26 protein-coding genes are annotated in these 26,465 nt (G+C 66.3%); 12 read left to right on the forward strand and 14 right to left on the reverse strand.

What is annotated here, in order from left to right:
- Positions 1-54: 54 nt before the first annotated feature.
- The 3 genes from AC3WMU_RS17790 to AC3WMU_RS17800 are packed head-to-tail and all read left to right on the forward strand — an operon-like array spanning position 55 to position 4,017.
- Entirely contained in the window at positions 55-2,343 is a 2,289-nt protein-coding gene (locus tag AC3WMU_RS17790) for an NADP-dependent malic enzyme (RefSeq protein WP_006222734.1), read from the forward strand.
- Positions 2,324-3,553 (forward strand): patatin-like phospholipase family protein, encoded by a 1,230-nt coding sequence (locus tag AC3WMU_RS17795; RefSeq protein ID WP_411431416.1) that lies wholly within the window; start codon positions 2,324-2,326, stop codon positions 3,551-3,553. Before AC3WMU_RS17790 ends, AC3WMU_RS17795 begins: the two co-directional genes overlap by 20 nt.
- Positions 3,550-4,017, forward strand: a complete 468-nt coding sequence (locus AC3WMU_RS17800; RefSeq protein WP_006222736.1) for a barstar family protein — start codon at positions 3,550-3,552, stop codon at positions 4,015-4,017. Before AC3WMU_RS17795 ends, AC3WMU_RS17800 begins: the two co-directional genes overlap by 4 nt.
- 81 nt (positions 4,018-4,098) lie before the next feature.
- Here the strand turns inward: AC3WMU_RS17800 and AC3WMU_RS17805 are convergent, their stop codons facing one another.
- Together AC3WMU_RS17805 and AC3WMU_RS17810 are read right to left on the reverse strand one after the other, a co-directional pair.
- On the reverse strand, positions 4,099-4,830 hold the full coding sequence (locus AC3WMU_RS17805; RefSeq protein ID WP_492282750.1) for a 16S rRNA (uracil(1498)-N(3))-methyltransferase: 732 nt from the start codon (positions 4,828-4,830) through the stop codon (positions 4,099-4,101).
- Positions 4,831-4,847: 17 nt separating this feature from the next.
- Positions 4,848-5,270 carry a hypothetical protein gene (locus AC3WMU_RS17810; protein WP_492282751.1) on the reverse strand — a complete coding sequence of 141 codons (423 nt, stop codon included), beginning with the start codon at positions 5,268-5,270 and terminating at the stop codon, positions 4,848-4,850.
- A gap of 227 nt (positions 5,271-5,497) precedes the next feature.
- On the opposite strand from AC3WMU_RS17810, the gene tkt reads away from it, so the two are divergent.
- The 3 genes from tkt (at position 5,498) to AC3WMU_RS17825 (ending at position 9,847) form a co-directional block, all read left to right on the forward strand.
- Complete coding sequence (gene tkt / locus AC3WMU_RS17815) at positions 5,498-7,534, forward strand: transketolase (protein ID WP_492282752.1); 2,037 nt, start codon at positions 5,498-5,500, stop codon at positions 7,532-7,534.
- Between the two features lie 15 nt (positions 7,535-7,549).
- Positions 7,550-8,560 (forward strand): type I glyceraldehyde-3-phosphate dehydrogenase, encoded by a 1,011-nt coding sequence (gene gap / locus AC3WMU_RS17820; RefSeq protein ID WP_006222740.1) that lies wholly within the window; start codon positions 7,550-7,552, stop codon positions 8,558-8,560.
- A 93-nt stretch (positions 8,561-8,653) separates the two neighbouring features.
- The gene (locus AC3WMU_RS17825; RefSeq protein WP_006222741.1) at positions 8,654-9,847 is read left to right on the forward strand and encodes a phosphoglycerate kinase; all 1,194 of its coding nucleotides are present in this window, start codon (positions 8,654-8,656) and stop codon (positions 9,845-9,847) included.
- A gap of 114 nt (positions 9,848-9,961) precedes the next feature.
- Here AC3WMU_RS17825 and AC3WMU_RS17830 read toward each other — a convergent pair whose 3' ends face one another.
- Positions 9,962-10,945, reverse strand: a complete 984-nt coding sequence (locus AC3WMU_RS17830; protein ID WP_280029653.1) for a Bug family tripartite tricarboxylate transporter substrate binding protein — start codon at positions 10,943-10,945, stop codon at positions 9,962-9,964.
- Positions 10,946-11,230: 285 nt separating this feature from the next.
- On the opposite strand from AC3WMU_RS17830, the gene AC3WMU_RS17835 reads away from it, so the two are divergent.
- The gene (locus AC3WMU_RS17835; RefSeq protein ID WP_280029652.1) at positions 11,231-12,919 is read left to right on the forward strand and encodes a SulP family inorganic anion transporter; all 1,689 of its coding nucleotides are present in this window, start codon (positions 11,231-11,233) and stop codon (positions 12,917-12,919) included.
- A 17-nt stretch (positions 12,920-12,936) separates the two neighbouring features.
- On the opposite strand, the gene fabI is transcribed toward AC3WMU_RS17835, so the two are convergent.
- From fabI to AC3WMU_RS17875, 8 genes are all read right to left on the reverse strand, one after another.
- On the reverse strand, positions 12,937-13,710 hold the full coding sequence (gene fabI / locus AC3WMU_RS17840) for an enoyl-ACP reductase FabI (protein WP_492282753.1): 774 nt from the start codon (positions 13,708-13,710) through the stop codon (positions 12,937-12,939).
- Positions 13,707-14,891 carry an acetate/propionate family kinase gene (locus tag AC3WMU_RS17845; protein WP_006222745.1) on the reverse strand — a complete coding sequence of 395 codons (1,185 nt, stop codon included), beginning with the start codon at positions 14,889-14,891 and terminating at the stop codon, positions 13,707-13,709. Before AC3WMU_RS17845 ends, fabI begins: the two co-directional genes overlap by 4 nt.
- Before the next feature lie 32 nt (positions 14,892-14,923).
- A complete protein-coding gene (locus AC3WMU_RS17850) occupies positions 14,924-15,868 on the reverse strand; it encodes a phosphate acetyltransferase (RefSeq protein WP_006222746.1) in 945 nt (314 codons plus the stop codon).
- Positions 15,865-18,435, reverse strand: a complete 2,571-nt coding sequence (locus AC3WMU_RS17855) for a DUF3141 domain-containing protein (protein ID WP_454677640.1) — start codon at positions 18,433-18,435, stop codon at positions 15,865-15,867. The genes AC3WMU_RS17850 and AC3WMU_RS17855 overlap by 4 nt, the downstream gene beginning before the upstream one ends.
- A 205-nt stretch (positions 18,436-18,640) precedes the next feature.
- Positions 18,641-19,042: a VOC family protein gene (locus tag AC3WMU_RS17860; protein ID WP_492282754.1), complete on the reverse strand. Its 402-nt coding sequence runs from the start codon at positions 19,040-19,042 to the stop codon at positions 18,641-18,643.
- A 16-nt stretch (positions 19,043-19,058) separates the two neighbouring features.
- Complete coding sequence (gene yfcF, locus AC3WMU_RS17865) at positions 19,059-19,694, reverse strand: glutathione transferase (protein ID WP_006222749.1); 636 nt, start codon at positions 19,692-19,694, stop codon at positions 19,059-19,061.
- 116 nt (positions 19,695-19,810) lie between these two features.
- The gene (locus AC3WMU_RS17870) at positions 19,811-20,140 is read right to left on the reverse strand and encodes a DHCW motif cupin fold protein (protein ID WP_006222750.1); all 330 of its coding nucleotides are present in this window, start codon (positions 20,138-20,140) and stop codon (positions 19,811-19,813) included.
- A 72-nt stretch (positions 20,141-20,212) separates the two neighbouring features.
- Positions 20,213-20,698 (reverse strand): GNAT family N-acetyltransferase, encoded by a 486-nt coding sequence (locus tag AC3WMU_RS17875; protein WP_006222751.1) that lies wholly within the window; start codon positions 20,696-20,698, stop codon positions 20,213-20,215.
- Between the two features lie 200 nt (positions 20,699-20,898).
- On the opposite strand from AC3WMU_RS17875, the gene AC3WMU_RS17880 reads away from it, so the two are divergent.
- The 5 genes from AC3WMU_RS17880 (at position 20,899) to AC3WMU_RS17900 (ending at position 23,950) form a co-directional block, all read left to right on the forward strand.
- The gene (locus AC3WMU_RS17880; RefSeq protein WP_006222753.1) at positions 20,899-21,840 is read left to right on the forward strand and encodes a DnaJ C-terminal domain-containing protein; all 942 of its coding nucleotides are present in this window, start codon (positions 20,899-20,901) and stop codon (positions 21,838-21,840) included.
- A 2-nt stretch (positions 21,841-21,842) separates the two neighbouring features.
- Positions 21,843-22,160 carry a chaperone modulator CbpM gene (locus AC3WMU_RS17885; RefSeq protein ID WP_492282755.1) on the forward strand — a complete coding sequence of 106 codons (318 nt, stop codon included), beginning with the start codon at positions 21,843-21,845 and terminating at the stop codon, positions 22,158-22,160.
- Positions 22,161-22,235: 75 nt separating this feature from the next.
- Complete coding sequence (locus tag AC3WMU_RS17890; protein ID WP_454677636.1) at positions 22,236-22,949, forward strand: AzlC family ABC transporter permease; 714 nt, start codon at positions 22,236-22,238, stop codon at positions 22,947-22,949.
- Positions 22,946-23,293 (forward strand): AzlD domain-containing protein, encoded by a 348-nt coding sequence (locus tag AC3WMU_RS17895; RefSeq protein ID WP_006222756.1) that lies wholly within the window; start codon positions 22,946-22,948, stop codon positions 23,291-23,293. Before AC3WMU_RS17890 ends, AC3WMU_RS17895 begins: the two co-directional genes overlap by 4 nt.
- Positions 23,294-23,335: 42 nt before the next feature.
- Positions 23,336-23,950, forward strand: coding sequence for a glutathione S-transferase family protein (locus AC3WMU_RS17900; protein ID WP_006222757.1), 615 nt, complete (start codon positions 23,336-23,338; stop codon positions 23,948-23,950).
- Between the two features lie 25 nt (positions 23,951-23,975).
- Here the strand turns inward: AC3WMU_RS17900 and AC3WMU_RS17905 are convergent, their stop codons facing one another.
- From AC3WMU_RS17905 to AC3WMU_RS17915, 3 genes are all read right to left on the reverse strand, one after another.
- Entirely contained in the window at positions 23,976-24,632 is a 657-nt protein-coding gene (locus AC3WMU_RS17905) for a DsbA family protein (RefSeq protein ID WP_492282756.1), read from the reverse strand.
- A 102-nt stretch (positions 24,633-24,734) separates the two neighbouring features.
- A complete protein-coding gene (locus AC3WMU_RS17910) occupies positions 24,735-26,210 on the reverse strand; it encodes an inorganic phosphate transporter (RefSeq protein WP_006222759.1) in 1,476 nt (491 codons plus the stop codon).
- 105 nt (positions 26,211-26,315) lie between these two features.
- Complete coding sequence (locus tag AC3WMU_RS17915; RefSeq protein ID WP_006222760.1) at positions 26,316-26,441, reverse strand: hypothetical protein; 126 nt, start codon at positions 26,439-26,441, stop codon at positions 26,316-26,318.
- Between the last annotated feature and the right edge of the window lie 24 nt (positions 26,442-26,465).

The raw sequence follows: 26,465 nt of genomic DNA on the forward strand, positions 1-26,465 counted from the left end.
GAATAGAATTCCTCCCTCTTTCCGTGTCTCACCTAATTAGCCAGTAGCCGCCCTATGGATGCCAACCTTCGCAAAGCCGCCCTTGAATATCACGAGCATGGGCGCCCCGGCAAAATATCGGTCACGCCGACCAAGCAGCTGACCAACCAGCGCGATCTGGCGCTGGCGTACTCGCCGGGCGTGGCGGCGGCCTGTGAGGAGATCGTGGCCGATCCGGCCAATGTGTTCCGTTACACCGCGCGCGGCAACCTGGTGGGCGTGATCACCAACGGCACAGCGGTGCTGGGCCTGGGCAACATCGGCGCGCTGGCCTCCAAGCCGGTCATGGAAGGCAAGGCGGTGCTGTTCAAGAAATTCGCCGGCCTGGATGTCTTCGACATCGAAATCAACGAAACCGACCCGGACAAGCTGGTCGAGATCATCGCCGGCCTGGAAGCCACCTTCGGCGGCATCAACCTGGAAGACATCAAGGCCCCGGAATGCTTCACCGTCGAGCGCAAGCTCCGTGAACGCATGAAGATCCCGGTTTTTCACGACGACCAGCACGGCACCGCGATCTGCGTGTCGGCCGCCTTCATCAACGGCCTGAAGGTCGTGGGCAAGGACATCGACAAGGTCAAGGTCGTGACTTCCGGTGCCGGCGCTGCCGCGCTGGCCTGCCTGGACCTGATGGTGGACCTGGGCCTGCCGCTGGAAAACATCTGGGTGACGGACCTGGAAGGCGTAGTCTTCGAAGGCCGTACCGTACTGATGGACCCGGACAAGGCGCGCTTTGCGCAAAAGACCGATGCCCGCAAGCTGGCCGAAGTGATCCAGGACGCCGACGTGTTCCTGGGCCTGTCGGCGGGCGGCGTGCTCAAGCCTGAGATGGTTGCGACGATGGGCCCGCGCCCGCTGATCCTGGCGCTGGCTAACCCCACGCCGGAAATCCTGCCCGAGCTGGCGCATTCGGTGCGCGACGACGTGGTCATGGCCACGGGCCGTTCGGACTACCCGAACCAGGTCAACAACGTGCTGTGCTTCCCGTACATCTTCCGCGGCGCGCTGGATGTGGGCGCGACCACGATCACGCGTGAAATGGAAAAGGCGGCGGTCTACGCCATTGCCCAGCTGGCGCAGGAAGAGCAGAACGAAGTCGTGGCCGCGGCCTACGGCACGTTCGATATTTCGTTCGGGCCCGAATACCTGATCCCCAAGCCGTTCGATCCGCGCCTGATCGTCCGCATCGCGCCGGCCGTGGCCAAGGCGGCGATGGAGGGCGGCGTGGCCACGCGCCCGCTGGCCGACCTGGAAGCCTACGAAGAGCAGCTGCAGCAGTTCGTGTACCACTCGGGCGCGTTCATGAAGCCGCTGTTCTCGGCAGCCAAGCGCATCGTGCGCGAAGGCGGCCCGGCCCGCATCGTGTTCGCCGAAGGCGAAGACGAACGCGTGCTGCGCGCGGTGCAAGTGGTGGTGGACGAAGGCCTGGCCCGTCCCATCCTGGTGGGGCGTCCTTCGGTGCTGTTGACCCGCATCGAAAAGCTGGGCTTGCGCCTGCGCCTGGGCGAAGATGTCGAAGTGACCAACCCGGAATACGACGAACGCTTCCACCAATACTGGACGACGTACTGGGAACGCATGTGCCGTCGCGGCATTACCAAGGAAATGGCGCGCGTGGAAATGCGCCGCCGCATGACCTTGATCGGCGCAATGATGGTGCACCTGGGCGACGCCGACGGCATGGTCTGCGGTTCGGTGGGCGCCTATCACGACCACCTGCGTTTCGTGGACGAAGTGATCGGCCGCCGTCCGGGCCACAACGTGTACGCCGCCATGAACATCCTGCTGCTCAACGAGCGCACGGTGGTGCTGGTGGACACGCATGTGAACGACGAGCCCACGGCCGAGCAGATCGCGGAATTCACGATCGCCGCCGCCAACGAAATGCGCCGCATGTACCTCGCGCCGAAGGTGGCGCTGCTGTCGCGGTCGAACTTCGGATCGGGCAGCTCGGCCTCGGGCGCCAAGATGCGCCGCGCCCTGGAAATCGTGCGTGAAAAAGCGCCCGATCTGGAAATCGACGGCGAAATGCACGGCGACTGCGCGCTGGACGAAGCGCTGCGCATGCGCATCCTGCCGTCGTCCACCTTGAAGGGCGAAGCGAACCTGCTGGTGTGCCCGAACGTGGATTCCGGCAACATCGCTTACAACCTGCTCAAGACGGCCGCAGGCGGCAACGTGGCAGTCGGCCCGTTCCTGCTGGGCTGCAATGCGCCGGTGCACATCCTGACCTCCAGCTCGACCGTGCGCCGCATCGTCAATATGACCGCGATGACTGTGGTCGATGTCAACACGCCACGTTGAAGTGAGTCCGGCCGGCCCGGCGTGCCCACGCACGCCGACCGGCCTGGTCCTGACGGGAGGCGGCGCGCGAGCCGCCTATCAGGTAGGGGTGCTCAGCGCCATCATGGAGCTGCTGGACCCTGACTGGCATTCCCGGTTCCAGAATCCCTTCGACATCATCTGCGGCACGTCCGCCGGCGCGATCAACGCCGCCGCGCTGGCCTGCCGCGCCGACCGGCCCCACCTGGGGGTGCGGCGCATCCGGCGCCTGTGGTCGTCGCTGAACACCGACATGATCTACCGGGCCGACGCGCCCGGCCTGATCCGCACGGGCGTACGCTGGCTGGGCCTGCTGGCCCTGGGCTGGATGTATTCGGGGTTGACGCGCAAGCGGCCCCAGTCCCTGCTGGACAACAGCCCCATGGAGGCCTTGCTGGGCCGAGTGCTGGACTTCCGCAACCTGCAATCCAATCTGGAAAGGGGTTCGCTATCGGCGCTGGCGATCACGGCCTCGGGCTACACCAGCGGCGAGCACCTGACCTTCTACCAGGCGCACACCCCCATCGAACCTTGGCACCGCTATCTGCGCCTGGCCATCCCCACGCCGATCGGCATCGACCACCTGATGGCCTCGTCGTCCATCCCCTTTGTCTTCCCGGCCCGCCAGGTGCAGGTGCATGGCAAGGGCGAATGGTGCGGCGACGGGTCGATGCGCCAGTTGGCCCCGATCAGCCCGGCCATCCACCTGGGGGCGCATCGCGTGCTGGTGATCGGCACGGGGTTCCGCGACGACACCCACCCCGAGCACCGCGCGGATTCGCCGCCGTATCCTTCGTTGGCGCAGGTGGGCGGCCATGCGCTGTCCAGCATCTTCCTGGACGGGCTGTCCGTGGACGTCGAGCGCTTGGAGCGCATCAACTACCTGATGGACCATGCGACGCCGGACGGCACCCAGGTCAATGTCAGGCGCATCCAGGTGCTGACGATCACCCCCAGCCAGTCGCTGGACACCATGGCGCTGGAACACCTGCAGGACATGCCTGCGCAAGCACGTGCCCTTTTTCGCGTACTCGGTGTATCGTCCGATCCACACCGTCCGGGAGGCGGGGCGCTGATGTCCTATCTTCTATTCGAATCCAGCTACACCCGACGATTGATCGAACTGGGTTATGCCGATACGATGCAGCGTAACGACGAAGTGATCGCCTTTTTCAAGGAGGCTCAGGCATGACGCGCAATGGCCAATCTACCTTGCAGAAGCAGCTGCTGCGGGGCGGGGCGCTGCCTCATGAAGGGCTGGACAAGAAGGCCGTGGTGGATGCTTCCCATGAGCTGGGTCTGGCGCTGTTCGTCGCCAACTGCGACCCGGCCCGCAGCCGTTCGGCCGTGTTGCGCGCCATCGTCAAGGCGGTGGACTTCCCCGAATACTTCGGCGGCAACCTGGATGCCCTCTACGATTGCCTGTGCGACACGGTGCTGGACCACAAGACCGGCGTCGTGCTCTGGCTGTACCGGTTGCATTCCGGCGATCCGGTGCTGGAAGAAGATGCCGCCCGTATCGAAACCGTCTGCTCGGATGCGGCGGACTTCGCCCGCGAGAACGGTCGCATCTTTGCGTTCGTCATTGAGCACGCGGGCAAGCACCCGGATCCTGAACCCGGCGTCGCGGCGGCCCCTTACGGCGAAAACGATTGAGTTGAGCGCTGCCAACCGGGTGTCCGATAGGGCACGCCCGGCGCTGGCTTGAGCCGGGCACATTGCCCGGCTGTGGCCGGATCACCAGCCGCGCAGCGCGCTGACGGCCGACAACAGGGCCAATCCTGCGGTTTCGGTGCGCAGCACCCGGGGGCCGAAGCGCACCGCTTGCACGCCCGCCTGACGGGCCTGCGCCAGTTCCTTGTCCGACCATCCCCCTTCGGGGCCCACCAGCAAGCTGAGCGCCTGCACGTCAGGTTCGGCCCGAAGCTTGCCGGCCAGGTCGTCGGCCGCGTCGGGGTGGCACAACAGGCGCAGACCATCCACGGGCTCTGCCAGCCAATCCGCCAGCGATTGGGGCGCATCGACCGTCATCAAGCGGTTGCGGCCGCATTGTTCCGCGGCGGATTGGGCGATGCGCTGCCAATGCGCCACGCGCTTGTCCAGCCGCGCGCCCGACAACTGCAGCACGCTGCGCTGCGCCGCGATGGGACTGACGCGGGCGGCGCCCAGTTCCACGGCTTTTTCCACCACCCAGTCCATTTTGTCGCCGGTGGGAAGGCCCTGCACCAGCGTGATGCGGCCGGCCAACTCGGCTTCGCGGGGATTGAATTCGCCCAGCTGGGCAAAGCCGGCCTTGCCGTCGATCTCCAGCACGGCGGGGTATTCGCCGCCCTGGCCGTTGAACAGGATGACGGATTCACCGGCCTTCAGGCGCAACACACGCAAGGCGTGGTGCGCCAGGGCTTCCGGCAGAGCAATGCGGGTGCCTGCGGCAAGCGGGGCGTCGCAGAAAAAGCGGGGGGCGGACATGGGTGGCGCAAAAAGCGTTAGCGGAGCGCGTAGCCTACCACCTTGATCCCCCATTCGAAGAAGGTGGGCGCGCTGGACGCCAGGTTGAGCCCCAGCAGGGTCAGGAAGCCCACCGTCATTTTCTTGTCCAGGCGCAGGACGTGAGAGCGCAGGTCGGACAGGTCTTCGTGGGTGGCAAAGCGCTTGAGTTCTTCGCAGTTGGGCAATTGGGCGATCTGTTTGCGGATTTCGGCGACCTCTTCGCGTCGCGCAAGCGGAGCCACGGCTGCCGCCAGGTCATTCCGCCATTCCTGACGGCGCTTGGCGGCGAGTTCGGTTTCACCCTTGATTTGCGCGTGTTCCAACGCCCGCGCCACGGCAATCGCCCGCTCTTCGCCAAGGGCGGTACGCAAAGCCATGATGCCTTCGACAGGGATGGTCAGATTGAGCATGAGGCTCATATTAGGAGGCTCCAGAGCTAAGGTGAGGCCTTTATCCTGAATGTCGGACCCCTTTCCCGCAATTGTGGGAGTTACGCTGACATCCTGCGCGGGAAACGCCTGTTTACATCAAGCTTAAGGGCGATGGCGTGAGGGAAATCCCCTGATGCTAAAATCGTCTGCTTCGCAACCTACTCAACTGGCCCCTATATTCCCTGTGGGCGTGCCAGCTTCAAAGAGCCTTCCGAATGAGCAATCCGACCGCCCCTAAACTTGCCTTGGCGGATGCCATCCGCGCCCTCGCGATGGACGCCGTGCAACAAGCGAACTCCGGGCATCCGGGCGCTCCCATGGGCATGGCGGAAATCGCCCAGGCCTTGTGGACGGGCAACCTGCGCCACAACCCCAAGGATCCCGCCTGGGCCAACCGCGACCGCTTCGTGCTGTCCAACGGCCACGGCTCGATGCTGATCTACGCCTTGCTGCACCTGACGGGCTACGATCTGCCGATCGAAGAACTGAAGAACTTCCGTCAACTGCATTCCAAGACGCCGGGCCATCCCGAAGTGGGCATCACCCCGGGCGTGGAAACGACCACCGGCCCGCTGGGCCAGGGCCTGGGCAATGCCGTGGGCATGGCGTTGGCCGAAGCGCTGCTGGCTGCTGAATTCAACAAGCCCGGCCACACCATCGTCGACCACCACACCTACGCCTTCACCGGCGACGGCTGCCTGATGGAAGGCATCTCGCACGAAGTGTGCTCGCTGGCCGGCACGCTCAAGCTCTCCAAGCTGGTCGTGCTGTATGACGACAACGGCATCTCCATCGACGGCCACGTCGAACACTGGTTCGCCGACGACACCGCCAAGCGTTTCGAAGGCTACGGCTGGAACGTGATCCGTGGCGTCGACGGCCACGATGTCGCCGCCGTGGATGCCGCCATCAAGGCCGCGCGCTCGCAATCGGAAAAGCCGACGCTGGTCATCTGCCGCACCGTGATCGGCAAGGGTTCGCCCAACATGGCCGGCACGCACAACGTGCACGGCGCGCCGCTGGGCAAGGACGAAATCGCCGCCACGCGCGCCGCGCTGGGCTGGTCGGCGGAACCCTTCCAGATCCCGCAATACGTCTACGACGGCTGGGACGGCCGCAAGTCGGGCGCCTCGGCCCAGGCCGAATGGCAATCCGCATTCAACGCCTATGCCGCCGAATTCCCGGCTGAAGCCGCTGAGTTCACGCGCCGCATGAAGGGCGACATGCCCGAGGGCTACGCCGACCAGTTCAAGGCGTTCCTGGCTTCGACCCTGGAAAAGGCCGAAACCGTCGCCACCCGCAAGGCCTCGCAGTTCGCCATCGCCGCGCTGGCGCCGGTGCTGCCGGAAATGCTGGGCGGCTCGGCCGACCTGACCGGTTCGAACTTCACTGACTGGAAGGGCGTCGCCGCCGTCCGCGCCGGTGACAAGGGCATCCAGTTCGGCCGCCACATCAACTACGGCGTGCGCGAATTCGGCATGGCCGCGATCATGAACGGCGTGGCCCTGCACGGCGGCTACCTGCCGTTCGGCGGCACGTTCCTGACGTTCTCGGACTACTCGCGCAACGCCATCCGCATGGCCGCGCTGATGAAGCAGCGCGTCGTGCACGTGTTCACCCACGATTCGATCGGCTTGGGCGAAGACGGCCCGACCCACCAATCCATCGAGCACGCCGCCAGCCTGCGCCTGATCCCCAACCTGTCCTTGTGGCGTCCTTGCGATACGGCTGAAACCGCCGTGGCCTGGAACGCCGCCGTGACGCGCCCGACCAGCATCGGCATGGACGTGCATGACGGCGGCCCGACGGCCCTGTTGCTGTCGCGCCAGAACCTCCCGTTCGTGCCGCGCGACGCCGCGACCGTGGACGCCATCGCTCGTGGCGGCTACGTGCTGCGCGACGCCGAAGGCGCCCGCGCCGTCATCATCGCCACCGGCTCGGAAGTCGCCATCGCGCTGGACGCGCAGGCGCAACTGGCCAAGGAAGGCGTCGCCGTGCGCGTGGTCTCCATGCCCAGCACCGACGTGTTCGACCGCCAGGACGCCGCCTGGAAGCAATCCGTGCTGCCCAAGGGCCTGCCGCGCGTGGCGGTGGAAGCCGGTGTTACCGCCTTCTGGCACAAGTACGTGGGCCTGGAAGGCGCCGTGGTCGGTATCGACCGCTACGGCGAGTCCGCTCCGGCCGGCGCGCTGTTCAAGTTCTTCGGGCTGACCGCCGACAAGGTGGCCGAGACCGTCAAACAGGTTTTGTAAAAAAGGAGCTTAGTCATGACCATTCGCGTCGCCATCAACGGTTACGGTCGCATCGGCCGCAACATCCTGCGTGCCCACTATGAAGGTGGCAAGAAGCACGATATCGAAATCGTCGCCATCAACGACTTGGGCGATCCCAAGACGAACGCGCACCTGACGCGCTACGACACGGCCCATGGCAAGTTCCCGGGCACCGTCGAAGTCGATGGCGACTTCATGGTCGTCAACGGCGACAAGATCCGCGTGCTGGCCAACCGCAACCCGGCTGAACTGCCCTGGGGCGAACTGAAGGTCGACGTCGTGCTGGAATGCACGGGCTTCTTCACGACCAAGGAAAAGGCCGGCGCGCACATCAAGGGCGGCGCCAAGAAAGTCATCATCTCGGCCCCCGGCGGCAAGGATGTGGACGCCACCATCGTGTTCGGCGTGAACCACGGCGTGCTGAAGGCGACCGACACGGTCATCTCGAACGCCTCGTGCACCACCAACTGCCTGGCCCCGCTGGTCAAGCCGCTGAACGACAAGCTGGGCCTGGAAAACGGCCTGATGACGACCGTTCACGCGTACACGAACGACCAGGTCTTGACCGACGTCTACCACGAAGACCTGCGCCGCGCGCGTTCGGCCACGATGAGCATGATCCCCACGAAGACCGGCGCTGCCGCTGCCGTGGGCCTGGTGCTGCCGGAACTCAACGGCAAGCTGGACGGCTACGCCATCCGCGTCCCGACCATCAACGTGTCGCTGGTCGACCTGTCGTTCGTGGCCAGCCGCGACACGACCGCCGAAGAAGTGAACAGCATCCTGAAGGCCGCTTCGGAAGGCGAGCTCAAGGGCATCCTGGACTACAACACCGAACCGCTCGTCTCGGTGGACTACAACCACAACCCGGCCTCCAGCACCGTTGACGCGTCGCTGACCAAGGTTTCGGGTCGTCTGGTCAAGGTCTCGTCCTGGTACGACAACGAGTGGGGCTTCTCGAACCGCATGCTCGACACCACCGTCGCGCTGATGTCGGCCAAGTAAGCAACACGGTCAGTCCACAGGGGACGGATTTGTTTTCCGCGAAGGCGGAAAATGGGTTCGTCCCCTTTGTTCGCCCATCGTAGGAATTCAAAAATGTCCAAGGTCAATACCCTGTCCGCGCTGGCGAAATCCGGCGCCCTGTCCGGCAAGCGCGTGTTCATCCGCGCCGACTTGAACGTGCCGTTCGACGACGCCGGACGCATCTCCGAAGACACGCGTATCCGCGCGTCGGTGCCCGGGATCCGCCTGGCGCTGGACGCCGGCGCCGCCGTGATGGTCACGTCCCATCTGGGCCGCCCGAAAGAGGGCGTGTTGACCGAGGCCGATTCGCTGGCCAAGGTCGGCCAGCGCCTGTCCGAACTGCTGGGCATGCCCGTCCAGTTGGTGCGCGACTGGGTCGACGGCGTCCAGGTCGATCACGGCCAGGTCGTGCTGCTGGAAAACTGCCGCGTGAACGTCGGCGAAAAGAAAGACGATGAAGCGCTGGCCAAGAAAATGGCTGCGTTGTGCGACGTGTACGTCAACGACGCGTTCGGCACGGCTCACCGCGCCGAAGCCACCACCCACGGCATCGCGCGCTTCGCGCCCGTGGCCTGCGCCGGCCCCTTGCTGGAAGCCGAGCTGGACGCCCTGGGCCGTGCGCTGCACGAACCCAAGCGCCCGCTGGTCGCCATCGTGGGCGGCTCCAAGGTGTCGACCAAGCTGTCCATCCTGCAATCGCTGGCCGACAAGGTCGACCAGTTGGTGGTGGGCGGCGGCATCGCCAACACGTTCATGCTGGCCGCGGGCTTGTCCATCGGCAAGTCGCTGGCCGAACCCGACCAGGTCGACCAGGCGCGCGCCGTGATCGACATCATGAAGCAGCGCGGCGCGGCCGTGCCGATTCCGGTTGACGTGGTGTGCGCCAAGTCGTTCGGCGCGGATGCCGAAGCCACCGTCAAGGCGGCCACCGACGTGGCCGACGACGACATGATCCTGGACATCGGCCCGCAGACCGCGGCGCAGCTGGCCGAGATCCTGAAGAAGGCGGGCACCATCGTCTGGAACGGCCCCGTGGGCGTGTTCGAGTTCGACCAGTTTGCCAACGGCACCGAAGTGGTGGCGCGCGCCATCGCGGAATCGGAAGGCTTTTCGATCGCCGGCGGCGGCGATACGCTGGCCGCTATCGCCAAGTACGGCATCGGTGAACAGGTCGGCTACATCTCGACCGGCGGCGGCGCGTTCCTGGAGTTCCTGGAGGGCAAGACCCTGCCGGCCGTGGCCGTGCTGGAAGCCCGAGTCTCCTGATGCGCAGCTCGCGCGACACCCGGTAGGATGGGTTTCGCGCGTTTTGCCGTCGTGTTTTTTTTGGCAGCGTCTCGCGCTGCACCCATCCTACGATGGCCGCTGTTTGCGGTTCCCTTATTCCATCTTGGCGCCCGAGATCTTCACGATCTCTGCATACCGCGCAATTTCAGACTGAATGAACGTGCTGAATTCCTCCGGTGTTTGGCCGGCCGGCACCAGTGCGCCCATGCTTTCCATGCGCTGCTTCACTTCCGGGGTGGACGTGACCGCGTTGACTTCCTTGTTCAGCCGCTGCACCACATCGGCTGGCGTGCCGGCCGGGGCAACGATGCCGTACCAGGCCGACGCGTACATCTTGGGCACGCCGGCTTCGTCGAACGTGGGCACGTCCGGCAGGGCCGGGAGGCGCTGGCGCGAGGCCACAGCCAACGCGCGCAGGGCGCCGGCCTGAACCTGGGCCAGCGACCCGGTGTCCAGCATCATGTCCACCTGGCCCGCCAGCAGATCGGACACGGCGGGGCCGCTGCCCTTGTACGGGATGTGCAGCACATCCGCGCCCGTCAGGTACTTGAACATTGCGCCTGCCAAGTGCTGCGATGAGCCCACGCCGCCCGAGCCGTAGTTCAGTTTGCCGGGCTCAGCCTTTGCGGCGGCCACCAGGTCCGCCACTGACTTGAAGGGTGACTGCTTCGGCACTTCCAGGATGTTCGGGATTTCGGCCACGAAAGCGACCGGCGCAAAGTCTTTCGCGGCGTCGAAGCCCAGACGCGAATACAGGTGCGGGTTGGCGGCATTAGTCGAACTGGTGGCCATCAGCAGTGTGTAGCCGTCGGCCTTTTCCCGAACAAAGGCCGCCGTGCCGATATTGCCGCCCGCACCGGCCTTGTTGTCCACGATCACGGTCTGGCCCAGGCGTTCGGTCAGGCGCTGCGCCAGCAGCCGGCCCAGCGCGTCCGTCGCGCCCCCGGGGGGCCACGGCACGACCAGCTTGATGGGGCGCTCCGGATAGGATTGCGCGTGGACGGCGGGGGCGATGCCGGCGGCAAGCGCGGCCAGGACGAGCGCGCGGCTGGCGCGCCGCAGGAAGGCGAAGGACATGGGGTCTCCAGGAGTGCCGGCCCTTGAATCCGCGTCGCAGGGGGCGCGGCGGCGGGCCGTGTCGGTGTATAGGCGCGGCGCGGGGCCGCTTTTCTTATCCCGGGGACTCTACGCAATCTGCCGCCTCCACAAAAGGGATAAATAATCACCGATCTTCATTCTTAAAAGGAATGAAAAGCGACCTGCGTTTGATCCAGGACGGTTTCGGGCGCCCGGCCTTGGTGTAGGCTTGCCTGACTTCCCGCACAGTGCGGAAATCCTTCTCTCAGGTCGGTTTGCAGCACCATGAATCTACGTCTTTTCCCTGGCCTGAATAATTTCCGCGGCATCACCCGCGAGTCGGCGCGGCGCGACGTCTTGGCCGGGTTGAGCGTGGCGGCGGTGGCCTTGCCCGTGGGCCTGGCCTACGCGGCAATGATGGGCGTGCCACCCGTCGCGGGGCTGTGGGCCGCCATTGCCGGCATGCTGGGCTACGCGCTGTTCGGTTCGTCGCGGACGCTGATCGTGGGGCCGGATACCGCCACCTGCACGCTGATCGCCGCCACCCTGACCGGCATGGCGCTGACCTCGCCCGAAGACCGGCTGGTCGCCGCGACGGGCATCGCGCTGACGGTGGGCGTGGGGTGCCTGATTGCCCGGCTACTGCGGCTGGGCGTCTTGGCCAATCTGTTGTCGCGGCCGGTGCTGATCGGCTACATGGCGGGCGTGGCGATCACGCTGGCGCTGTCGCAATTGAGCGGGTTGACGGGCGTGGGGCTGCGCAACAGTGGGCTGATCCATCCTTTCCTGGAACTCGGCCGCCGCCTTCCCGAAATCCAGATCCCGACCTTGTGCCTGGGGCTGGCCTCCTGCTTGCTGCTGGTGGCGGTGAAGCGCTGGCGGCCCACCTGGCCCGGCCCCATCCTGCTGGTGGTGGGCGGTTGCCTGCTGTCGTGGATCTTCGATTTTCCCAATCTGGGCATCGCTGTCGTGGGCGAGGTGCCGGCCGGCCTGCCGGGGCTCAGCCTGCCCGTGCGGCTGGAAGGCGTGGACAGCATCCTGCTGGGCGCGGCGGGCGTGCTGGTGGTGAGTTTTTCCAGCGGCATCGTGACCGCGCGCAGCTTCGCCGCGCGCACGGGCGAACACGTCGATCCCAACCGCGAGCTGGTCGGCTTTGGCGCGGCCAACGTGGCGGCGGGCCTGTTCCAGGGCTTTGTCGTGACGGGCGCGGATTCGCGGACCGCGGTGGGGCTGGTCGCCGGCGGTTCATCGCCGCTGGTCAGCGTCAGCGCAGCGGTCGCGCTGGCGATCGTGGTGGGGCTGCTGAGCGCGCCCTTGTACTGGCTGCCGCAGGCAGTGCTGTCGGCCATTCTGCTGCTGGCGGCCGCCAGCCTGTTCGACGCCAAGGCCTTCATGCGGCTGGCGCGCATTTCACGGATCGAACTGGCGTTCGGGATCCTGGCCGCGGTGGGCGTGGTGGGGTTCGGCGTGCTGCAGGGCGTGGCCGTGTCGGTGGGTGCGACGCTGCTGTACGCCATGTACGTGTCGGGCAACCCGCGCGATGCGCTGCTGGGCCGGTTGCCGGGGGAATCGGTGCTGGGCAAGCTGCATCTGAATCCCGACGCGCAACCGGTGCCGGGCATCGTCGTCTGGCTGTTCGAATCGTCGGTCTGGTTCTTTAATGCCGACGCCTTTCGCCGCCGCGCCCGCGAGGTCATGAACCAGGCGAAGGACGTGCAATGGTTCGTGCTGGACGCCGAAGCAATGACGCAGGCCGACGCCGATGCGGTCGAAGCGCTGTACGAGCTCAAGCGCGAACTGGACGATCGCGGCATCACGTTGCTGGTCGCGGGCGGCCACGGCCAGTTCCGCATGGCGCTGGAACGTTCGGGGCTCGTCAAGAAGATCGGCCGCGACAAGATTTTCGGCAGCCCCGAACAGGCGGTGGAAGCCGTCGAGCGCTGGCGCCAGGGAGCGCCGGCCACGCTGGCCTAGGGCGTATTGTTCCGCCCTTAGTCGATGATGTGATAGCCGCCGTCGATGTATAGCGTCTGCCCGGTCATGAGCCGGGCGGCGTCGGTGGCCAGCCAAGCAGTGGCTTCACCCACATCGTCGATCGACACCAGGCTGCGCGCCGGCGCTTTGGATTGGGCGCGGTCCAGCAAGGCGTCGAATTCGGCGATGCCGGAGGCGGCGCGCGTTTTCAGCGGCCCGGGCGAGATGGCATGCACGCGAATGTCTTGCGGGCCCAGTTCGGCGGCCAGATAGCGGGTGGCGGATTCCAGGGCGGCCTTGACCGGCCCCATCATGTTGTAGTGCTCCACCACCATCTGCGAACCGTAGTAGCTCATGCAGAAGAGGGCGCCGCCCTGGGGCATCAGCGGCTCGGCCAGTTTCGCCATGCGGATGAACGACCAGCAGGACACGTCCATCGCTTGCAGAAAGCCCGCGCGCGAGCAGTCCGTCACGCGGCCATGCAGGTCGTCGCGCGGCGCAAACGCAATCGAATGCAGCACGAAGTCCAGCCCGCCCCATGCTTGCGTGACGCGATCGAACACGGTTTCCAGTTCGCCTTCGTTCAGCAGGTTCAAGGGCATCAGCAGCGAGGCGTCCACCTGCCGCGCCAAAGGCTCCACGTGCGGCAGGGCCTTGTCGTTCAGGTAGGTCACGGCCAGTTCGGCGCCCATGGCGCGAAAGGCCTTGGCGCATCCCCAGGCGATGGAATCCGCGTTGGCGATGCCGGTGACGAGCCCGCGCTTGCCGGCCAGCGGAAGGTGCGCGCTCATCGTTGACGCACCAGTGCCAGTGTGTGCTGGGCGATGATCAGTTCTTCGTTCGTGCGGATCACGTATACGCCGATGCGGCTGTCGTCGCTGGAGATGCGCGGCCCGTGATGAGCGTTGCGTTCGGGGTCCAGCTTGATGCCCAGCCAGCCCCAGTGGTCGGCCACCGCCTGGCGGATGTCGGCGGAATTCTCGCCGACGCCGGCGGTGAAAACGATGCCGTCGATGCCGTTCATGGCGCAGCCCAGGCCGATCATGCCTTCGGCCACGCGCCAGGCGAAATACTTCAGCGCCAGCTGGGCCGATGGCGCATCGCTGGCCAGCAGCTCGCGCATGTCGTTGCTGATGCCGGACAGGCCTTTCATGCCGCAGTCGTGATACAGCAGGTGCTCGATCTGGTCGTGGTCCATGCCGCGTTCCATCATCCACAGCACCACGCCCGGATCCAGCCGGCCGGGCCGCGTGCCCATGGGCAGGCCTTCCAGGGCGGTGAATCCCATCGTGCTGTCGACGCTCTTGCCTTCATGCATGGCGCAGGCGGACACGCCCGAACCCAAGTGCGCGGCGATGATCTTGCCCATGGCGAGTTCGGGCAGGGCCTGGCGCAGGCGCTGCGCAATGTACTCGTAGGACAGGCCGTGAAAGCCGTAGCGGCGCACGCCTTCCTGGTACAGCGATTCGGGAAGCGCGTAGCGGTCGGCCACGTCGGAGTGGCTGCGGTGGAACGCCGTGTCGAAGCAGGCCACCTGCGGAATCCACGGGCGTCGCTCGCGGATCACGCGGATGGGCGCCAGGTTGTTGGGTTGGTGCAGCGGCGCAAGCGGCGTGAAGGTATCCAGCTTGGCGAGGATGGCGTCGTCGATCAGGACGGGCTCGGACAGGTCGGGGCCGCCATGCACGACGCGGTGCCCCACCGCCAGCGGCGCGCCGCCCAGGTGGCCGCTCAGCCAGGTGCCGACAACTTCCTGCCCATTGGGGACGTCAGGCGCGTGGCTGGGTGCGATGTCGCGTTCCACCAGGGTTTTGCCGGCGGCGTCGCGCACCCGCAGTTTCGGATGCGAGGTGCCGATGCCCTCCAGCTGGCCGCCCAGGCGCGGCGCCAGCTCGTGCTTGTCGTCGATGTCGTACAGGTAGAACTTGATGCTGGAACTGCCGGCGTTGATGACGAGGATGGTGTCGCTCATGGCTCTGGAATCCGGTAGCGTTGTGGCGTGCGTCACGCCAGCGGGCGGGCGGCTTGCTGGCTCAGGTGGTGGGCGTAGATCGCCGCCACTGCGCAGGAAGCCAGGCGCGAGCGCGGGCTGTCGGCACGGCTGGTCAGGATGATGGGCACGCGCGCGCCCAGCACGATGCCGGCCGCTTCCGCGTTGGCCAGGAACGTCAGGTTCTTGGCCAGCATGTTGCCAGCCTCCAGGTCGGGCACCACCAGCACTTGGGCCACGCCTGCCACCGGGGACCGGATGCCCTTGATGCGGGCGGCGTCCGGACTGATCGCGTTGTCCAGCGCCAGCGGGCCATCCAGCAGGCCGCCGGCGATCTGGCCGCGGTCGGCCATCTTGCACAGCGCGGCGGCTTCGATGGTGCTGGGGATGTTGGGCGTGACCTGCTCGACAGCCGACAGGATCGCCACGCGCGGTTCGCCCAAGCCCAGGCCGTGATGCAGGTCGATCACGTTGCGGATGATGTCTGCCTTGGTTTCCAGGTCGGGGAAGATGTTGATGGCGGCATCAGTGATGAAGAGCGGCTCCGCATAGGTGGGCACTTCCATGATGAACACGTGGCTGATGCGGCGGCCGCTGCGCAGGCCAGTCGTGCGCGCGACCACTTCGTGCATCAGTTCATCGGTGTGCAGGCTGCCCTTCATCAGCAGGGTGGCCTCGCCGTTGCGCACCAGCGCCACGGCGGTCTCGGCGGCCGCATGGCTATGCGGCACGTCCACGATGCGGGCATCGCCCAGGTTCAGCTTGAACTGGGCGGCCGTGTCGCGGATCTTCTTTTCCGGGCCCACCAGGATGGGATGCAGCAGCCCCAGGTCGCGTGCTTCCAGTGCGGCCGACAGCGAGGGCTCGTCGCACGGGTGGGCGATGGCGCAGAAGGCCGGCTCCAGCGTCTGCGCGCGAGCGATGAGCTTGTCGTAATGCGTCGAGGTAGGCAGGGTCATGCGGTCTTGGCCTTGGCGGATTGACGGGCTGCGGTCTTGGTAGCGCGTTTCGCAGGGGATGCCGTGGCGGTCTTGGCCGCGGTCTTAGTGGCAGTCTTAGTGGCAGTCTTGGTGGCGGTCTTAGTTGCAGTTTTAGCCGCGGCCGTCGTCGCCGGCTTGCTTGCCGATTTGGCCGTCCGCTTTGCCGGGGCCTTGGTGGCAGCCTTTGGCGCGGCGTCTTCGGCAACCTCCGCTGCCGCCGACTGGGCCGCGGCGGGGTGCGGTTGGGCCTTTTTGGCGGGCACGTCAGCGGCGGCCTTGACCAGTTTCAAGGCCGGCACGGAGGGCGCGGGGGCGACGGACGGTGCCGGCAGTTTGGCCGGTGCCGACGCCGGACTGCGCTTCTGCGCGCGGCGCTCTGCCGCCACGAAGATGCGCTCCATCTCGTCCAGGCTTTCGCGGGCGGCCGGGCTGAGCGGTTCGGCCGCTTCCAGCACGCGCTTCATCGTTTCCAGCGCGTCGCGGATCGCCGGGGCCGGTGAGCCTTCCAGCAGATGCGGCATTGCCAGCAGGGCGGCGTCCGAATCCAGCGTCAGGATCAGGGCCTGGTCGCGGGTCAGATCCTTGAACTCCTGCAAGGTCAGCGCGTTGTCGGATTCCGCGCGCATCTTGCGAATGAGCGCAAAGCTGCGCTCGTCCAGGCCGCCCTCGGCGCCGGACACGTACAGCAGCATGCGGATGGCCGCCACGCGCAAACCGCCTTCCTGCACCATCGAACGCAGTTCGGCGGCACGGTCTTCCATGAAGCGGCGGTGTTCGGGCGATACGCCCGGATGCTTGCGCGGGGGGCCGGACTGCGCGCCCAGGCCGGCCAGGTCTTGCACCAGCGGCGAACCGTAGACGCCCATGAAGGTGCGTTCGTCGGCCGAGTCGCGCAGTTCCTGCCAGATGTTCAGGCTGGTCTCGACCCAGTTCGAGAACATCTCCTGCGCCATCAGGAAAGGATTGGAAGGCGAGATCGGCTGGCGCTGTTCGCGTACCTGTTCGGCGATCTTGGCGATGGGGGCGATGACCGGGTTGCGGTCCGAAATCAGTTCATAGGGCAGGCGCAGCGGATGCAGGCGCTGGCTCCATTCCGCGGACTGCGGCGTGACCAGCGCGCGCAGCCACGGCTGCATGAAGCTGCGGTACATGCCCAGGTTGATGTCCGAGATCCGGGCCACGGCGGCGAAGCGGCGGTCGTCCTCTTCCTTGCGGTCGACGATGGCGCGCACGTCGTCCAGCTTGCGTTGTTCGAACGACAGCACGTAGTTGCCGAAAGCCAGATCCGCATTGGGGGTATCGGGCGTCTTGTCGGCGATCTCGGCCTGGTAGATGCCGGGGGGCAGCACGTCGATCATGTCGATGTTCGACGTGAATTCCTGGTGCTCTTTGCGGGCCACGCTGCCCGACACGAAGATGCCCAGGTGGCCGATGCTTTCGTGCACGGCGTAGACGATGGTCTGGCCGTGCGCCAGCACTTCGGCTTCGTTCTGATAAAGGTCGGGGATCCAGCCGAGTGCCTGCGGCGGCGGCGTGATGTTGTCGCCTTTCGAGCAGAACACCACGATCGGCGACCGGATGTTGCGCAGGTCGATGCGGATGCCGTCGGAGGTCACGAGGCCAGCCGTAGCCAGCCGGTTGCCCACGAACAGGTTGTCCACGATGTACTGGATTTCCGGGCCGTTCAGGAAGACGTGGCCGCCCCACCATTTCTCGAAGCTCAGGTAGCGGTCGGCTTCGGTGTCCACCTTGGAGTACAGGTTGTACTGCTTGGACCACAAGGTGTTGGCCGGATTCAGGTTTTCGAAGTTCTGCACCAGCCAGGCGCCGTCGAATTTGCCGTTGCCCAGGTCGCTGGTCATCGCCGTTAGCCAGCTGCCGCCCAGCAGGCCACCGGCATAGCGCATCGGATTCATGCCGCGCCAGCCTGCCCAATAGGACAGCGGGGCGCCTGCCACGATGATGGGACCGAACAGTTCAGGGCGAATGGCGGCGGTCATCATGATCTGCCAGCCTGCCTGGCAGTTGGCCACCACGACCGGCTTGCCCTCCGCGTCGGGGTGCCGCGCGATGATCTCTTCCAGGAAGCGCGCTTCGGCCATCATCACGTCTTCGACGGTCTGCTCGGGCATGGGCTGGGGCAGGAAGGTCGCGAAGTAGCAGGGATGGCCGGCGCGCACCGCCACGCCGATTTCGCTTTCGGGCTTGAAGCCGCCGATACCCGGGCCATGGCCCGCGCGCGGGTCGACCACCAGGAAGGGGCGCTTGATCGGATCGGTTTCCACGTCTGCCGGTGGCTTGATGCGCAACAGCCCGTAGTTCACGGGGCGCGGCAATTCGCGGCCATCCAGGACCAGCTCGAACTCCATGCTGAGCACGTTGGGCGCGCGCTTGGCCATGTGTTCGTGGTACTGGTTGCCGCGCTGGCGCAGCACGTCTGCGTAGAGCACGCCGCGCTGCCAGGCATCCACGGCGTATTCGTAGGCGGCCGTCCAGGGGTTGAAGAAGGACGGGGTAGGGACGCGATCGTTGCCGGATCCGGCCATGGCGATCTCCTGTAAGTTGCTCCCGACGGCGGAAGGCCGCCGGGCCGATCCCGAGTGGAACCGGCCGAGTTGACCTCCCCATTACACCGCATCGAATGCTGCGTCGCAACATGGAAGGGTTTGATGCCGGTCAAATTAGGGCGCTAACTGTCCCTTCTTTCAGCTTTGTTGCCAATCTTGCAAGAACGTTGCGTCGCGGCAGGCCTCAATTCGCGCCGTGGCAGACGGCTTCCACGCGGTTGCCGTCGGGATCCAGCAGGAAGGCGGCGTAATACTGTGGGTGGTATTGCGCGCGCAGCCCGGGGGCGCCCCCGTCGCGGCCGCCGTGGGCCAGGCCCGCCACGTGAAAGGCGTCGACGGCGGCGCGGTCCGGCGCCTTGAAACACCAATGGCGCCTGGCGCCGGCGTCCAGCCCCAGGCCGGGCGTTGCCAGGATGGAAACATACGTGTGTCGGCTGTCGCCGGGGCCGCAGCGTTCGCCATAGCCGATGGCGTCGGCCTCGTCATAGACCTTGGCCGCGCCCAGCGCCTGCATGACGGCATCATAGAACGGCCGGGCGTGGCTCAGATGGGAAACCGCGATGGAGACGTGATCCAGCAATTGCATCGCGGCTCCGGACGCGTCAGGCGCGTGCTGCGGCGTTGTGCTCCAGCCATTTCTGGACGGATGGCCGCTGCCACTGGATATCGGCGTAGGCGCGCAGCGGGTCGGGCAGGTCATCCAGCGACAGGCGCTTGAGCATGACCGCCAGGTCGATGTCGGCGATGCACCAGTCGTCGAACAAGGACGCCTGGTCTACCCCGATCAGGTAGCTGGCCACCTGGATCAGCTTGGCCGAGGCGGCGTGCGCCGCGTCGGACAGCGGCTGCCCGGCGGCGCCGTAGAACACCGTTTCGGTGGGGCGCTCCTGGCGCAGCGCACCCAGGTCGCTGCGCAGCCAGGCCTGCAATTGGCGGGCGCGGGCGCGCTCGCGGATGGCCTGGGGATACAGTGCGGCATGCTCGGGCGCAGGAAACACGTCTTCCAGGTATTCGGCAATGACGCTGGATTCGGTCAGATTGAACCCCTCGTGCGTCAGCGCGGGCACGCGCGCCGTCAGCGCACGGCACTGGTACGGCTGCATCCGCTGTTCGCCCGCTTCCAGATCGATCGGGCGCACCTCGAAAGGCAATTTCTTTTCGGTCAGCGCCACATAGGCCGACATGGCGTAAGGGCTGAGAAACAGGGAGTCGACGTAAAGCGTAATCGGGGCGCCCAAATCTTGTCTCCGGTCAGGCGGGGTCGTGGTGAGTGGTGCGGATCCGACGGGTGGTGGCGCGCCGCATGAATTGCAAAGCGTAACGCAATTGCAATTTCGCGTGTCGCGCCGACGCGTCAGTCCACGATGAAGAGCTTGGCGCCCGTGGCGGTGGACGAGCGGTGGGGCTCGGCCTGGTCAGCCACCTGATAGCTCATGCCGGGAGTCAGGACGAACTGCCGGCCGTCTTCCAGCTCGGTATGCAGTTCGCCCTCGAGACAGAACAGGATGTGGCCCTTGCTGCACCAGTGGTCGGCCAGGTAGCCGGCGGTGTATTCCACCATGCGGACCCGCAGGTCGCCGAATTGGCGGGTGCGCCAGTAGGCCATGCCGGTGTCGCCGGCGTGTTCGGTGCGTTCCACCTCGGACCAGTCCGTGGTGCCGAAGGGGATGTTGCTCATCTTCATCGTGAATCCTGCGGTGTGGTCCGGACGGCGGGTGAGGGGATACCGTCCGGTAAACATCAGATACTACGCCACTCAGGCTACCAGTTTCTTTTGCCAGAACATCGCACGGCCCGTGGTGTCGTCCAGCGCGTAGCCCTCAAAGCCCAGTTTGCGGTACAGCCCCTGGGCCACGGCGTTGCCTTCCAGTACTTCCAGCGTGATCTTGCAGCAGCCCATCTGGCGCGCCCGGTCTTCCAGCGCGCCCAGCAGCTGCTTGCCCACCCCCAGCCCCTGGAAGCGGGGCGACACGCCCAGATCGTGCAGGTTGATCAGCGGCCGGCAGGCAAAGGTGGAGAAGCCTTCCAGATAGATCGCCACGCCCGCGGGCTGCCCGTCGACGCGGGCCAAGAGGGCGTGGGCCGTCGGGCGGCGCGCCAATTCCGCGATCAGGTTCTGCTGCGCGTAGTCGGGCAGGGGCGAATTGCCGCCCATGGGGCCGCTGGCGTATTCGTTCAGCATGGCCAGCACCTGGCGGCCATGTTCCGGATTGGAGAAGTCGACGTCGATGATTTCCAGCACGATCGGTTCCTGTGGCTGATCCTGGCCAGCGCGAGTCGCCGGCCATGCCCTCGGATGACGGGGCAACCGAACATTATGCACGCTTGCCGCCGCCTGATTTTGCGCATTGAAAAATCGGTCCGTAACCCCTATCTTCTTGATATTCAAGGCCGGATGTGGCACTGCCCGACGCGGCCGAAACCTTTAAGGTGAGCTGGAATATGGAGTTCAAGGACTACTACAGCACTCTCGGGGTGGAACGCGGCGCCACCGAAGACGAGATCCGGCGCGCTTACCGAAAGCTCGCACGCAAATATCATCCCGACGTCAGCAAGGAAAGCGACGCCGAGGCCCGCATGCGCGACGTCAACGAAGCCTATGACGTCTTGCGCGACCAGGAAAAGCGTCAGGCCTACGACAATCTGGCGGCCGGCGTGTCGTCCGATGGCGGCTTCCAGCCGCCGCCCGGTTGGGACGAAGGCTTCGAATTCCACCGGGGCGCGGCGCCGGGCGACGAGGCCCAGTTCAGCGAGTTCTTTTCATCGCTGTTCGGCGGCCGTGGCCAGCGGGGCGGGGCGCGCCAGCAGGATTTCCGCGCGCGTGGCGACGATCACCACGCCGCCATCGAAGTGGACCTGGAAGATGCGCTCAAGGGCGCCACGCGCGACATCAGCCTGAGATCGATGGAGATGGACGACCAGGGCCATCCCCACATGAAGACCCGCACGCTCAGCGTGCGCATTCCTGCGGGCGTGCGCGAAGGCCAGTACATCCGTCTGGCCGGGCAGGGCATGCCCGGCTACGGCGGCGGCGAAAATGGCGACCTGTACCTGGAAGTGCGCTTCAAGCCACACCCGCGCTACCGGGCCGAAGGCCGAGACCTCTACATGACGCTGCCCGTCGCCCCGTGGGAAGCCGCGCTGGGCGCGCAGGTGAATACGCCCACGCCGGGCGGCACGGTCGAGGTGTCGATCCCGGCCGGTTCCGGCAACGGACGCAAGCTGCGGTTGCGCGGCCGCGGCATACCCGGTGATCCGCCGGGGGACCTGTACCTGGTGCTGGACCTTGTGCTGCCGCCGGCCGATAGCGAGGCTGCGCGCGCGGCCTACCGCAAGCTGCAGCAGGACGTGCCTTTCAACCCGCGGCGCCACTTGGGGGTCTGACCATGAAGAAGCTTGTCATCACCAGCGCCACCGTCGTGGGCAAATCGCAGCCGCTCAGCGCGGACGACCTGGCCCGCGCCTGCGGCGCGGAAGTGGAATGGGTCGCCCAGTTGGTCGAAGTGGGTATCGTCAACGCCAGTAGTCCGCAACCCGAGCAATGGTGCTTCTACAGCGTGGATTTGCAGCGCGCGCTGCACGCGCGCCGGCTGGAGCACGATTTCGGCGCCAGCCTGGATGCCGTGGCGCTGATCCTGGACCTGAGCCAGGAGGTGCGGCGCCTGAAAGCGCACTTGCGGGCGCTGGGCGCGTCAGAACCCTGACAGGGCCCCGGCCCGGGGAAACAGGGTGGGTAAACTACACGCTTGCCTTGCCACAACAAACAAGCGAAAAGCACCTTGGAGACGTCTTCCTCCCCCGCGCATGCCCTGGCGGGCAGCGCGCGCATCGATGGGCTCAAATCCTGCCTGCCGGTCATGATCGGCTACTTTCCGGTGGCGGTGACGTTCGGCATCGCCGGCGTCGCGGCAGGCTTGACCCCGCTGCAAGTGATCCTGATTTCCGTGTTCGTCTACGCCGGCGCCAGCCAGTTCCTGTTGCTGGCGTCGATCAAGGCCGGCACGCCCTGGCTATGGGTCGTGGCACTGTGTTCATTATTGAACGCGCGCCATCTGCTGTACGGCCCCTTGCTGTCCCGCTTCCTGCCGGCGGCGCTGCGCGACCGCCTGAAGGTCGCCTTCCTCTTGACCGATGAAGTCTTCGCCACCGCGTTCAACCGCCTGCAAAGCGTGCCTGCCGGGCACCGCCAGGGCTGGATGATCGCGCTGGGGCTGGGCGCCTGGCTGACCTGGATCGCCGGGACGGCCGTCGGCGTCTATGCGGGCGACGGGCTGGAACGCCATTACCCGATGCTGTCCCAGGTGATGTGGTTCGCGTTGCCGGCGCTGTTCATGGCGCTGGTGTGCCAAAGCGCCAAGCGCGGCATGGGCCTGCCCGTCATCGCCGCGGTGACGGGCGCCGGAGTGGTTGCCGCCATGGGGCATACCAGCCTGGCCATCCTGATCGGCGCGGTCATCGGCTGCGCCGCCTATCGTCTGAAGAGGTCCGCATGAACGCCGATGGCCTGGGTTTCTGGGGCGCGGTGATCGCGATGGCCGTGATCACCTACCTGACGCGTGCGCTGCCCTTCATGCTGTCCGAACGCAGCCGCTTGCTGCGGCACCTGTCGCGAGAAGGCTCGGCGCTAGCCGCCCTGGGCCCCAGCCTGCTGGCGGGCATCGCGGCGGCCGTCATCGTGCCGGACTTGCTGGACGCGGGTACGCAAGCCGCCCGCATCGCCCCCTACGTGGGTGGCCTGGTCGTCACGGGCGTGGCGGCGCGGCTGGTCAGCAATACCGGCGTGGCCGTGTTGCTGGGCATGGGCGGATACGGGGTGTTGCTGGCCTTGGCGGGTTAAGGCTGCGCAGGCAAAATGATCGGACTCCCAAGGAGGCCGATCATGCTTACGCTCTACCATGCGCCGCGTTCGCGGTCGTTCAGGGTCCTGTGGTTGCTTGAGGAACTTGGGGTGCCGTACGACACCGAAATGGTGTCCATCCGCGGCACCGACAGCGCGGGCCACATGCCCGCGGACTACATCGACATTCATCCGCATCGCAAGGTGCCGGCGCTGGTGCACGACGGCGTGCCGGTGTTCGAGACGCCGGCCATCGCGCTGTACCTGACGGACCTGTTCCCGGAAAAGGGGCTAGGCCCGCTCGTGGGCGACGCGGACCGCGGTCCCTACCTGACCTGGCTGTCCTACTCCACGGGCGTATTCGAACCCGCCATGGTCGAACGCGCATTCAAACGGCCTCATGAAGGGGGCGCGCCCGGCTGGGGCTCAGCCGACGAGGTCGAACAGGTGCTGACCCGGGTGCTGCAAGCGCGCCCTTATTTCCTGGGCAGCCACTTTTCAGCGGTGGACATCGTGCTGGGCGGTTCCCTGCAATACATGATGCAGGTGAAGGTGATTCCGGAATCGCCCGTGTTCGGCGCCTATGTGGAGCGGCTGGGCAATCGCCCCGCGATGCACCGGGCCTTGCAGCGGGACGGCGACATCGACGAGGGCTGACAGTGTCCGCCCCGCAGGGCAGGGTTCAGGCTTGGCTCTGGATGCGCTCGCGCAGGTTCGCCTGCCACTGGGCCGGCCGGCCCAGGTAGCGGCTGGGTTCCAGCAGCGTATAGGCGCCCTTGAGTTCCAGCGCCAGCGTCGGAAAGCCCGTCCCTCCGACCCGGGCCAGCAGCGTGCGGCTATCGGCGATGTAGGCGGTGGTCGGGGCACCCTGCGCTGCCGCGTAGGCGGCGTCGAAGGCGTCCCCGTCCAGGCCGATCTCGCGGGCCAGGGCCTTGATCACGTCGGGGTCGGCGATGCGCAGGCCCTGCAGGTAGTGCGCGTGCTGCAGGCGCTTGAGCAGGTCCAGCCCGCGGCCGGCCAGCGTGTCGGCGGCCAGGATGGCGGAGGTGGGCGGTTCGGAATCGAACACGGCGCCTTTGTCACGCAGCAGGCCGTCGAAGTAATCCTTGCCGAACGCCTGGCCGGTCAGGCCGGCGATGCGCTCGTCATGCGGCATCACGTAGCGGCGCAGCGCGTCGGTGACGGGCTGGCGGTTGCTGCCGGTCATCATGCCGCCGCCGTGAGCAGCCACGGTCAGGCCCGCGATGCCGCGGGCGGCGTCCACCAGCGGCGCGGCGCCATAGCACCAGCCGCAAAGCGGATCGAAAATGTAATGCAGGGTGGGGGTCTGAGTAGCCATGGCGCCATGGTAGACGCGGGCCGGGGCGGGAAACAGCCTGGCGCGGTAGCCAGAGTGTTGCGCGGGCCGTGCAGATTGCCTGCACGGCCCGGTGGCTTGCGGTCAGCCGGTGATCTGCACGCCGATCCAGAACAGGCCGGCCGCCAGCGCCATCGACGCGGGCAAGGTCAGCACCCAGGCCAGCAGGATGTTGCGCACCGTGTTGCCCTGCAATCCAGTCTTGTTGGCGATCATCGTGCCGGCCACGCCGGAGGACAGCACGTGGGTGGTGGACACGGGCAGGCTGAACACGTTGGCCAGACCGATGGCGGCCACCGCCGTCACCTGCGCCGACATGCCCTGGGCGTACGTCATGCCCTGCTTGCCGATTTTTTCGCCCACCGTCAGCACCACGCGGCGCCAGCCGACCATGGTGCCCGCGCCCAGCGCCAGGGCCACGGCCACGATCACCCAGAAGGGCGCGTATTCGGTGGTGGCGGTCAGGTCGGCGCGCAGGCGTTGCAGGTCGGCGCGTTCGCGGGCGGGCAGACCTTCGATGCGCGAGACCTTCTTGGCCGTATCGTCCAGGCACAGCAGGTAGCGGCGCACGTCGATGCGTTTTTCGGCGGACAGGTCGGCGTAGTTGCTGACGCCGGCCAGGTCGGTTTGCAGCGCGGCGATGGTCGGCATGGTCAATTCCGGGTCGCAGCGGAAATTGCGCGGCAGTTCGGTGTTGGCGTCCGAACGCTTGAGCGCCAGGAAGTCGCCCAGCATGGCTTCGTTGCGCTGGTAGAACACGCTCAGGTGGTTGGCCGCGTCGCGGGTGCGTTCGATCTGGTAGGTGGTGCTGGTCGTGTCCAGCACGAAGTTGGCCGGCACGATGCCGATCAGCACCAGCATGATCAGGCCGATGCCCTTCTGGCCGTCATTGGAGCCGTGCACGAAGCTCACGCCCATGGCCGACAGCACAAGCACCAGGCGGTTCCAGAACGGCGGGTGCTTCTTGTTGTCGATCGCGCGGCGCTGATCCGGCGTCTTGTGCATCTTGGACAGCGGCAGCCAGCGCTTGAGCAGCAGCAGCAGGCCGCCCGCCACCAGGAATCCCGCGACCGGAGAGGCCACCAGCGACAGGCCGATATCGACGGCTTTGCCCCAGTTGACGCCATCGGCCAGCGGCAGGTCGGTGATCAGCGCATTGGCCAGGCCCACACCCAGGATCGAGCCGATCAGGGTGTGCGAGCTGGAGGCGGGGATGCCGAAATACCAGGTGCCCAGGTTCCAGGCGATGGCGGCGGCCAGCATGGCGAACACCATGGCCAGCCCGCGGCCCGTATCCACGTTGATCAGCAGTTCCACCGGCAGCAGGTGGACGATGGCGTAGGCCACGCCCACACCGCCCAGCAACACGCCCAGGAAGTTGAAGATGCCCGACAGCACCACCGCCAGATGCGGCGGCATGGCCTTGGTGTAGATGACCGTGGCCACGGCGTTTGCCGTGTCGTGAAAGCCGTTGATGAATTCGAAGGCCAGGACGAATGTCAGGGCCAGCACAAGACTGAGGCCGACCCAGAGATCTAGGCCATGGAAGAGGTCGAACATGGAGGCGGGGGCGAGGTTCCGGCGAGAGGTGCCGATTATTGCAGATTTGTGACCTGACCCTGGTTGCGTCGGAAAACCACCGCCGTCCCGCCGGAAGCGCCGGTTTCAGAACTTCGAGTACTGGAACTCGATTTCCATGGGCTTGCCAAGATTGGCCGAGGTATCGGCCTGGATCAACATCACCGCCAGGACGCCCAGGTACAGCAGGCACAGCCAAAGGGTTCGTTTCATTTGGGTTCGTTCCATTTGCCGGCG

This window comes from Achromobacter sp. FW305-C-13 (assembly GCF_058783475.1).

Excerpts from the sequence above, each read along its gene's own strand:
- AC3WMU_RS17830 (WP_280029653.1), bottom strand. The coding sequence starts at position 10,945 with ATGTCCTTCGCCTTCCTGCGGCGCGCCAGCCGCGCGCTCGTCCTGGCC.
- AC3WMU_RS17870 (WP_006222750.1), bottom strand. The coding sequence starts at position 20,140 with ATGAAGATGAGCAACATCCCCTTCGGCACCACGGACTGGTCCGAGGTG.
- AC3WMU_RS17795 (WP_411431416.1), top strand. The coding sequence starts at position 2,324 with ATGTCAACACGCCACGTTGAAGTGAGTCCGGCCGGCCCGGCGTGCCCA.
- AC3WMU_RS17895 (WP_006222756.1), top strand. The coding sequence starts at position 22,946 with ATGAACGCCGATGGCCTGGGTTTCTGGGGCGCGGTGATCGCGATGGCC.
- AC3WMU_RS17805 (WP_492282750.1), bottom strand. The coding sequence starts at position 4,830 with ATGTCCGCCCCCCGCTTTTTCTGCGACGCCCCGCTTGCCGCAGGCACC.
- AC3WMU_RS17905 (WP_492282756.1), bottom strand. The coding sequence starts at position 24,632 with ATGGCTACTCAGACCCCCACCCTGCATTACATTTTCGATCCGCTTTGC.
- AC3WMU_RS17885 (WP_492282755.1), top strand. The coding sequence starts at position 21,843 with ATGAAGAAGCTTGTCATCACCAGCGCCACCGTCGTGGGCAAATCGCAG.
- AC3WMU_RS17900 (WP_006222757.1), top strand. The coding sequence starts at position 23,336 with ATGCTTACGCTCTACCATGCGCCGCGTTCGCGGTCGTTCAGGGTCCTG.
- AC3WMU_RS17915 (WP_006222760.1), bottom strand. The coding sequence starts at position 26,441 with ATGAAACGAACCCTTTGGCTGTGCCTGCTGTACCTGGGCGTCCTGGCG.
- AC3WMU_RS17850 (WP_006222746.1), bottom strand. The coding sequence starts at position 15,868 with ATGACCCTGCCTACCTCGACGCATTACGACAAGCTCATCGCTCGCGCG.
- AC3WMU_RS17855 (WP_454677640.1), bottom strand. The coding sequence starts at position 18,435 with ATGGCCGGATCCGGCAACGATCGCGTCCCTACCCCGTCCTTCTTCAAC.
- AC3WMU_RS17835 (WP_280029652.1), top strand. The coding sequence starts at position 11,231 with ATGAATCTACGTCTTTTCCCTGGCCTGAATAATTTCCGCGGCATCACC.
- AC3WMU_RS17910 (WP_006222759.1), bottom strand. The coding sequence starts at position 26,210 with ATGTTCGACCTCTTCCATGGCCTAGATCTCTGGGTCGGCCTCAGTCTT.
- AC3WMU_RS17860 (WP_492282754.1), bottom strand. The coding sequence starts at position 19,042 with ATGCAATTGCTGGATCACGTCTCCATCGCGGTTTCCCATCTGAGCCAC.
- AC3WMU_RS17880 (WP_006222753.1), top strand. The coding sequence starts at position 20,899 with ATGGAGTTCAAGGACTACTACAGCACTCTCGGGGTGGAACGCGGCGCC.
- AC3WMU_RS17800 (WP_006222736.1), top strand. The coding sequence starts at position 3,550 with ATGACGCGCAATGGCCAATCTACCTTGCAGAAGCAGCTGCTGCGGGGC.
- AC3WMU_RS17790 (WP_006222734.1), top strand. The coding sequence starts at position 55 with ATGGATGCCAACCTTCGCAAAGCCGCCCTTGAATATCACGAGCATGGG.
- tkt (WP_492282752.1), top strand. The coding sequence starts at position 5,498 with ATGAGCAATCCGACCGCCCCTAAACTTGCCTTGGCGGATGCCATCCGC.
- fabI (WP_492282753.1), bottom strand. The coding sequence starts at position 13,710 with ATGAGCGCGCACCTTCCGCTGGCCGGCAAGCGCGGGCTCGTCACCGGC.
- AC3WMU_RS17825 (WP_006222741.1), top strand. The coding sequence starts at position 8,654 with ATGTCCAAGGTCAATACCCTGTCCGCGCTGGCGAAATCCGGCGCCCTG.
- AC3WMU_RS17845 (WP_006222745.1), bottom strand. The coding sequence starts at position 14,891 with ATGAGCGACACCATCCTCGTCATCAACGCCGGCAGTTCCAGCATCAAG.
- gap (WP_006222740.1), top strand. The coding sequence starts at position 7,550 with ATGACCATTCGCGTCGCCATCAACGGTTACGGTCGCATCGGCCGCAAC.
- AC3WMU_RS17810 (WP_492282751.1), bottom strand. The coding sequence starts at position 5,270 with ATGAGCCTCATGCTCAATCTGACCATCCCTGTCGAAGGCATCATGGCT.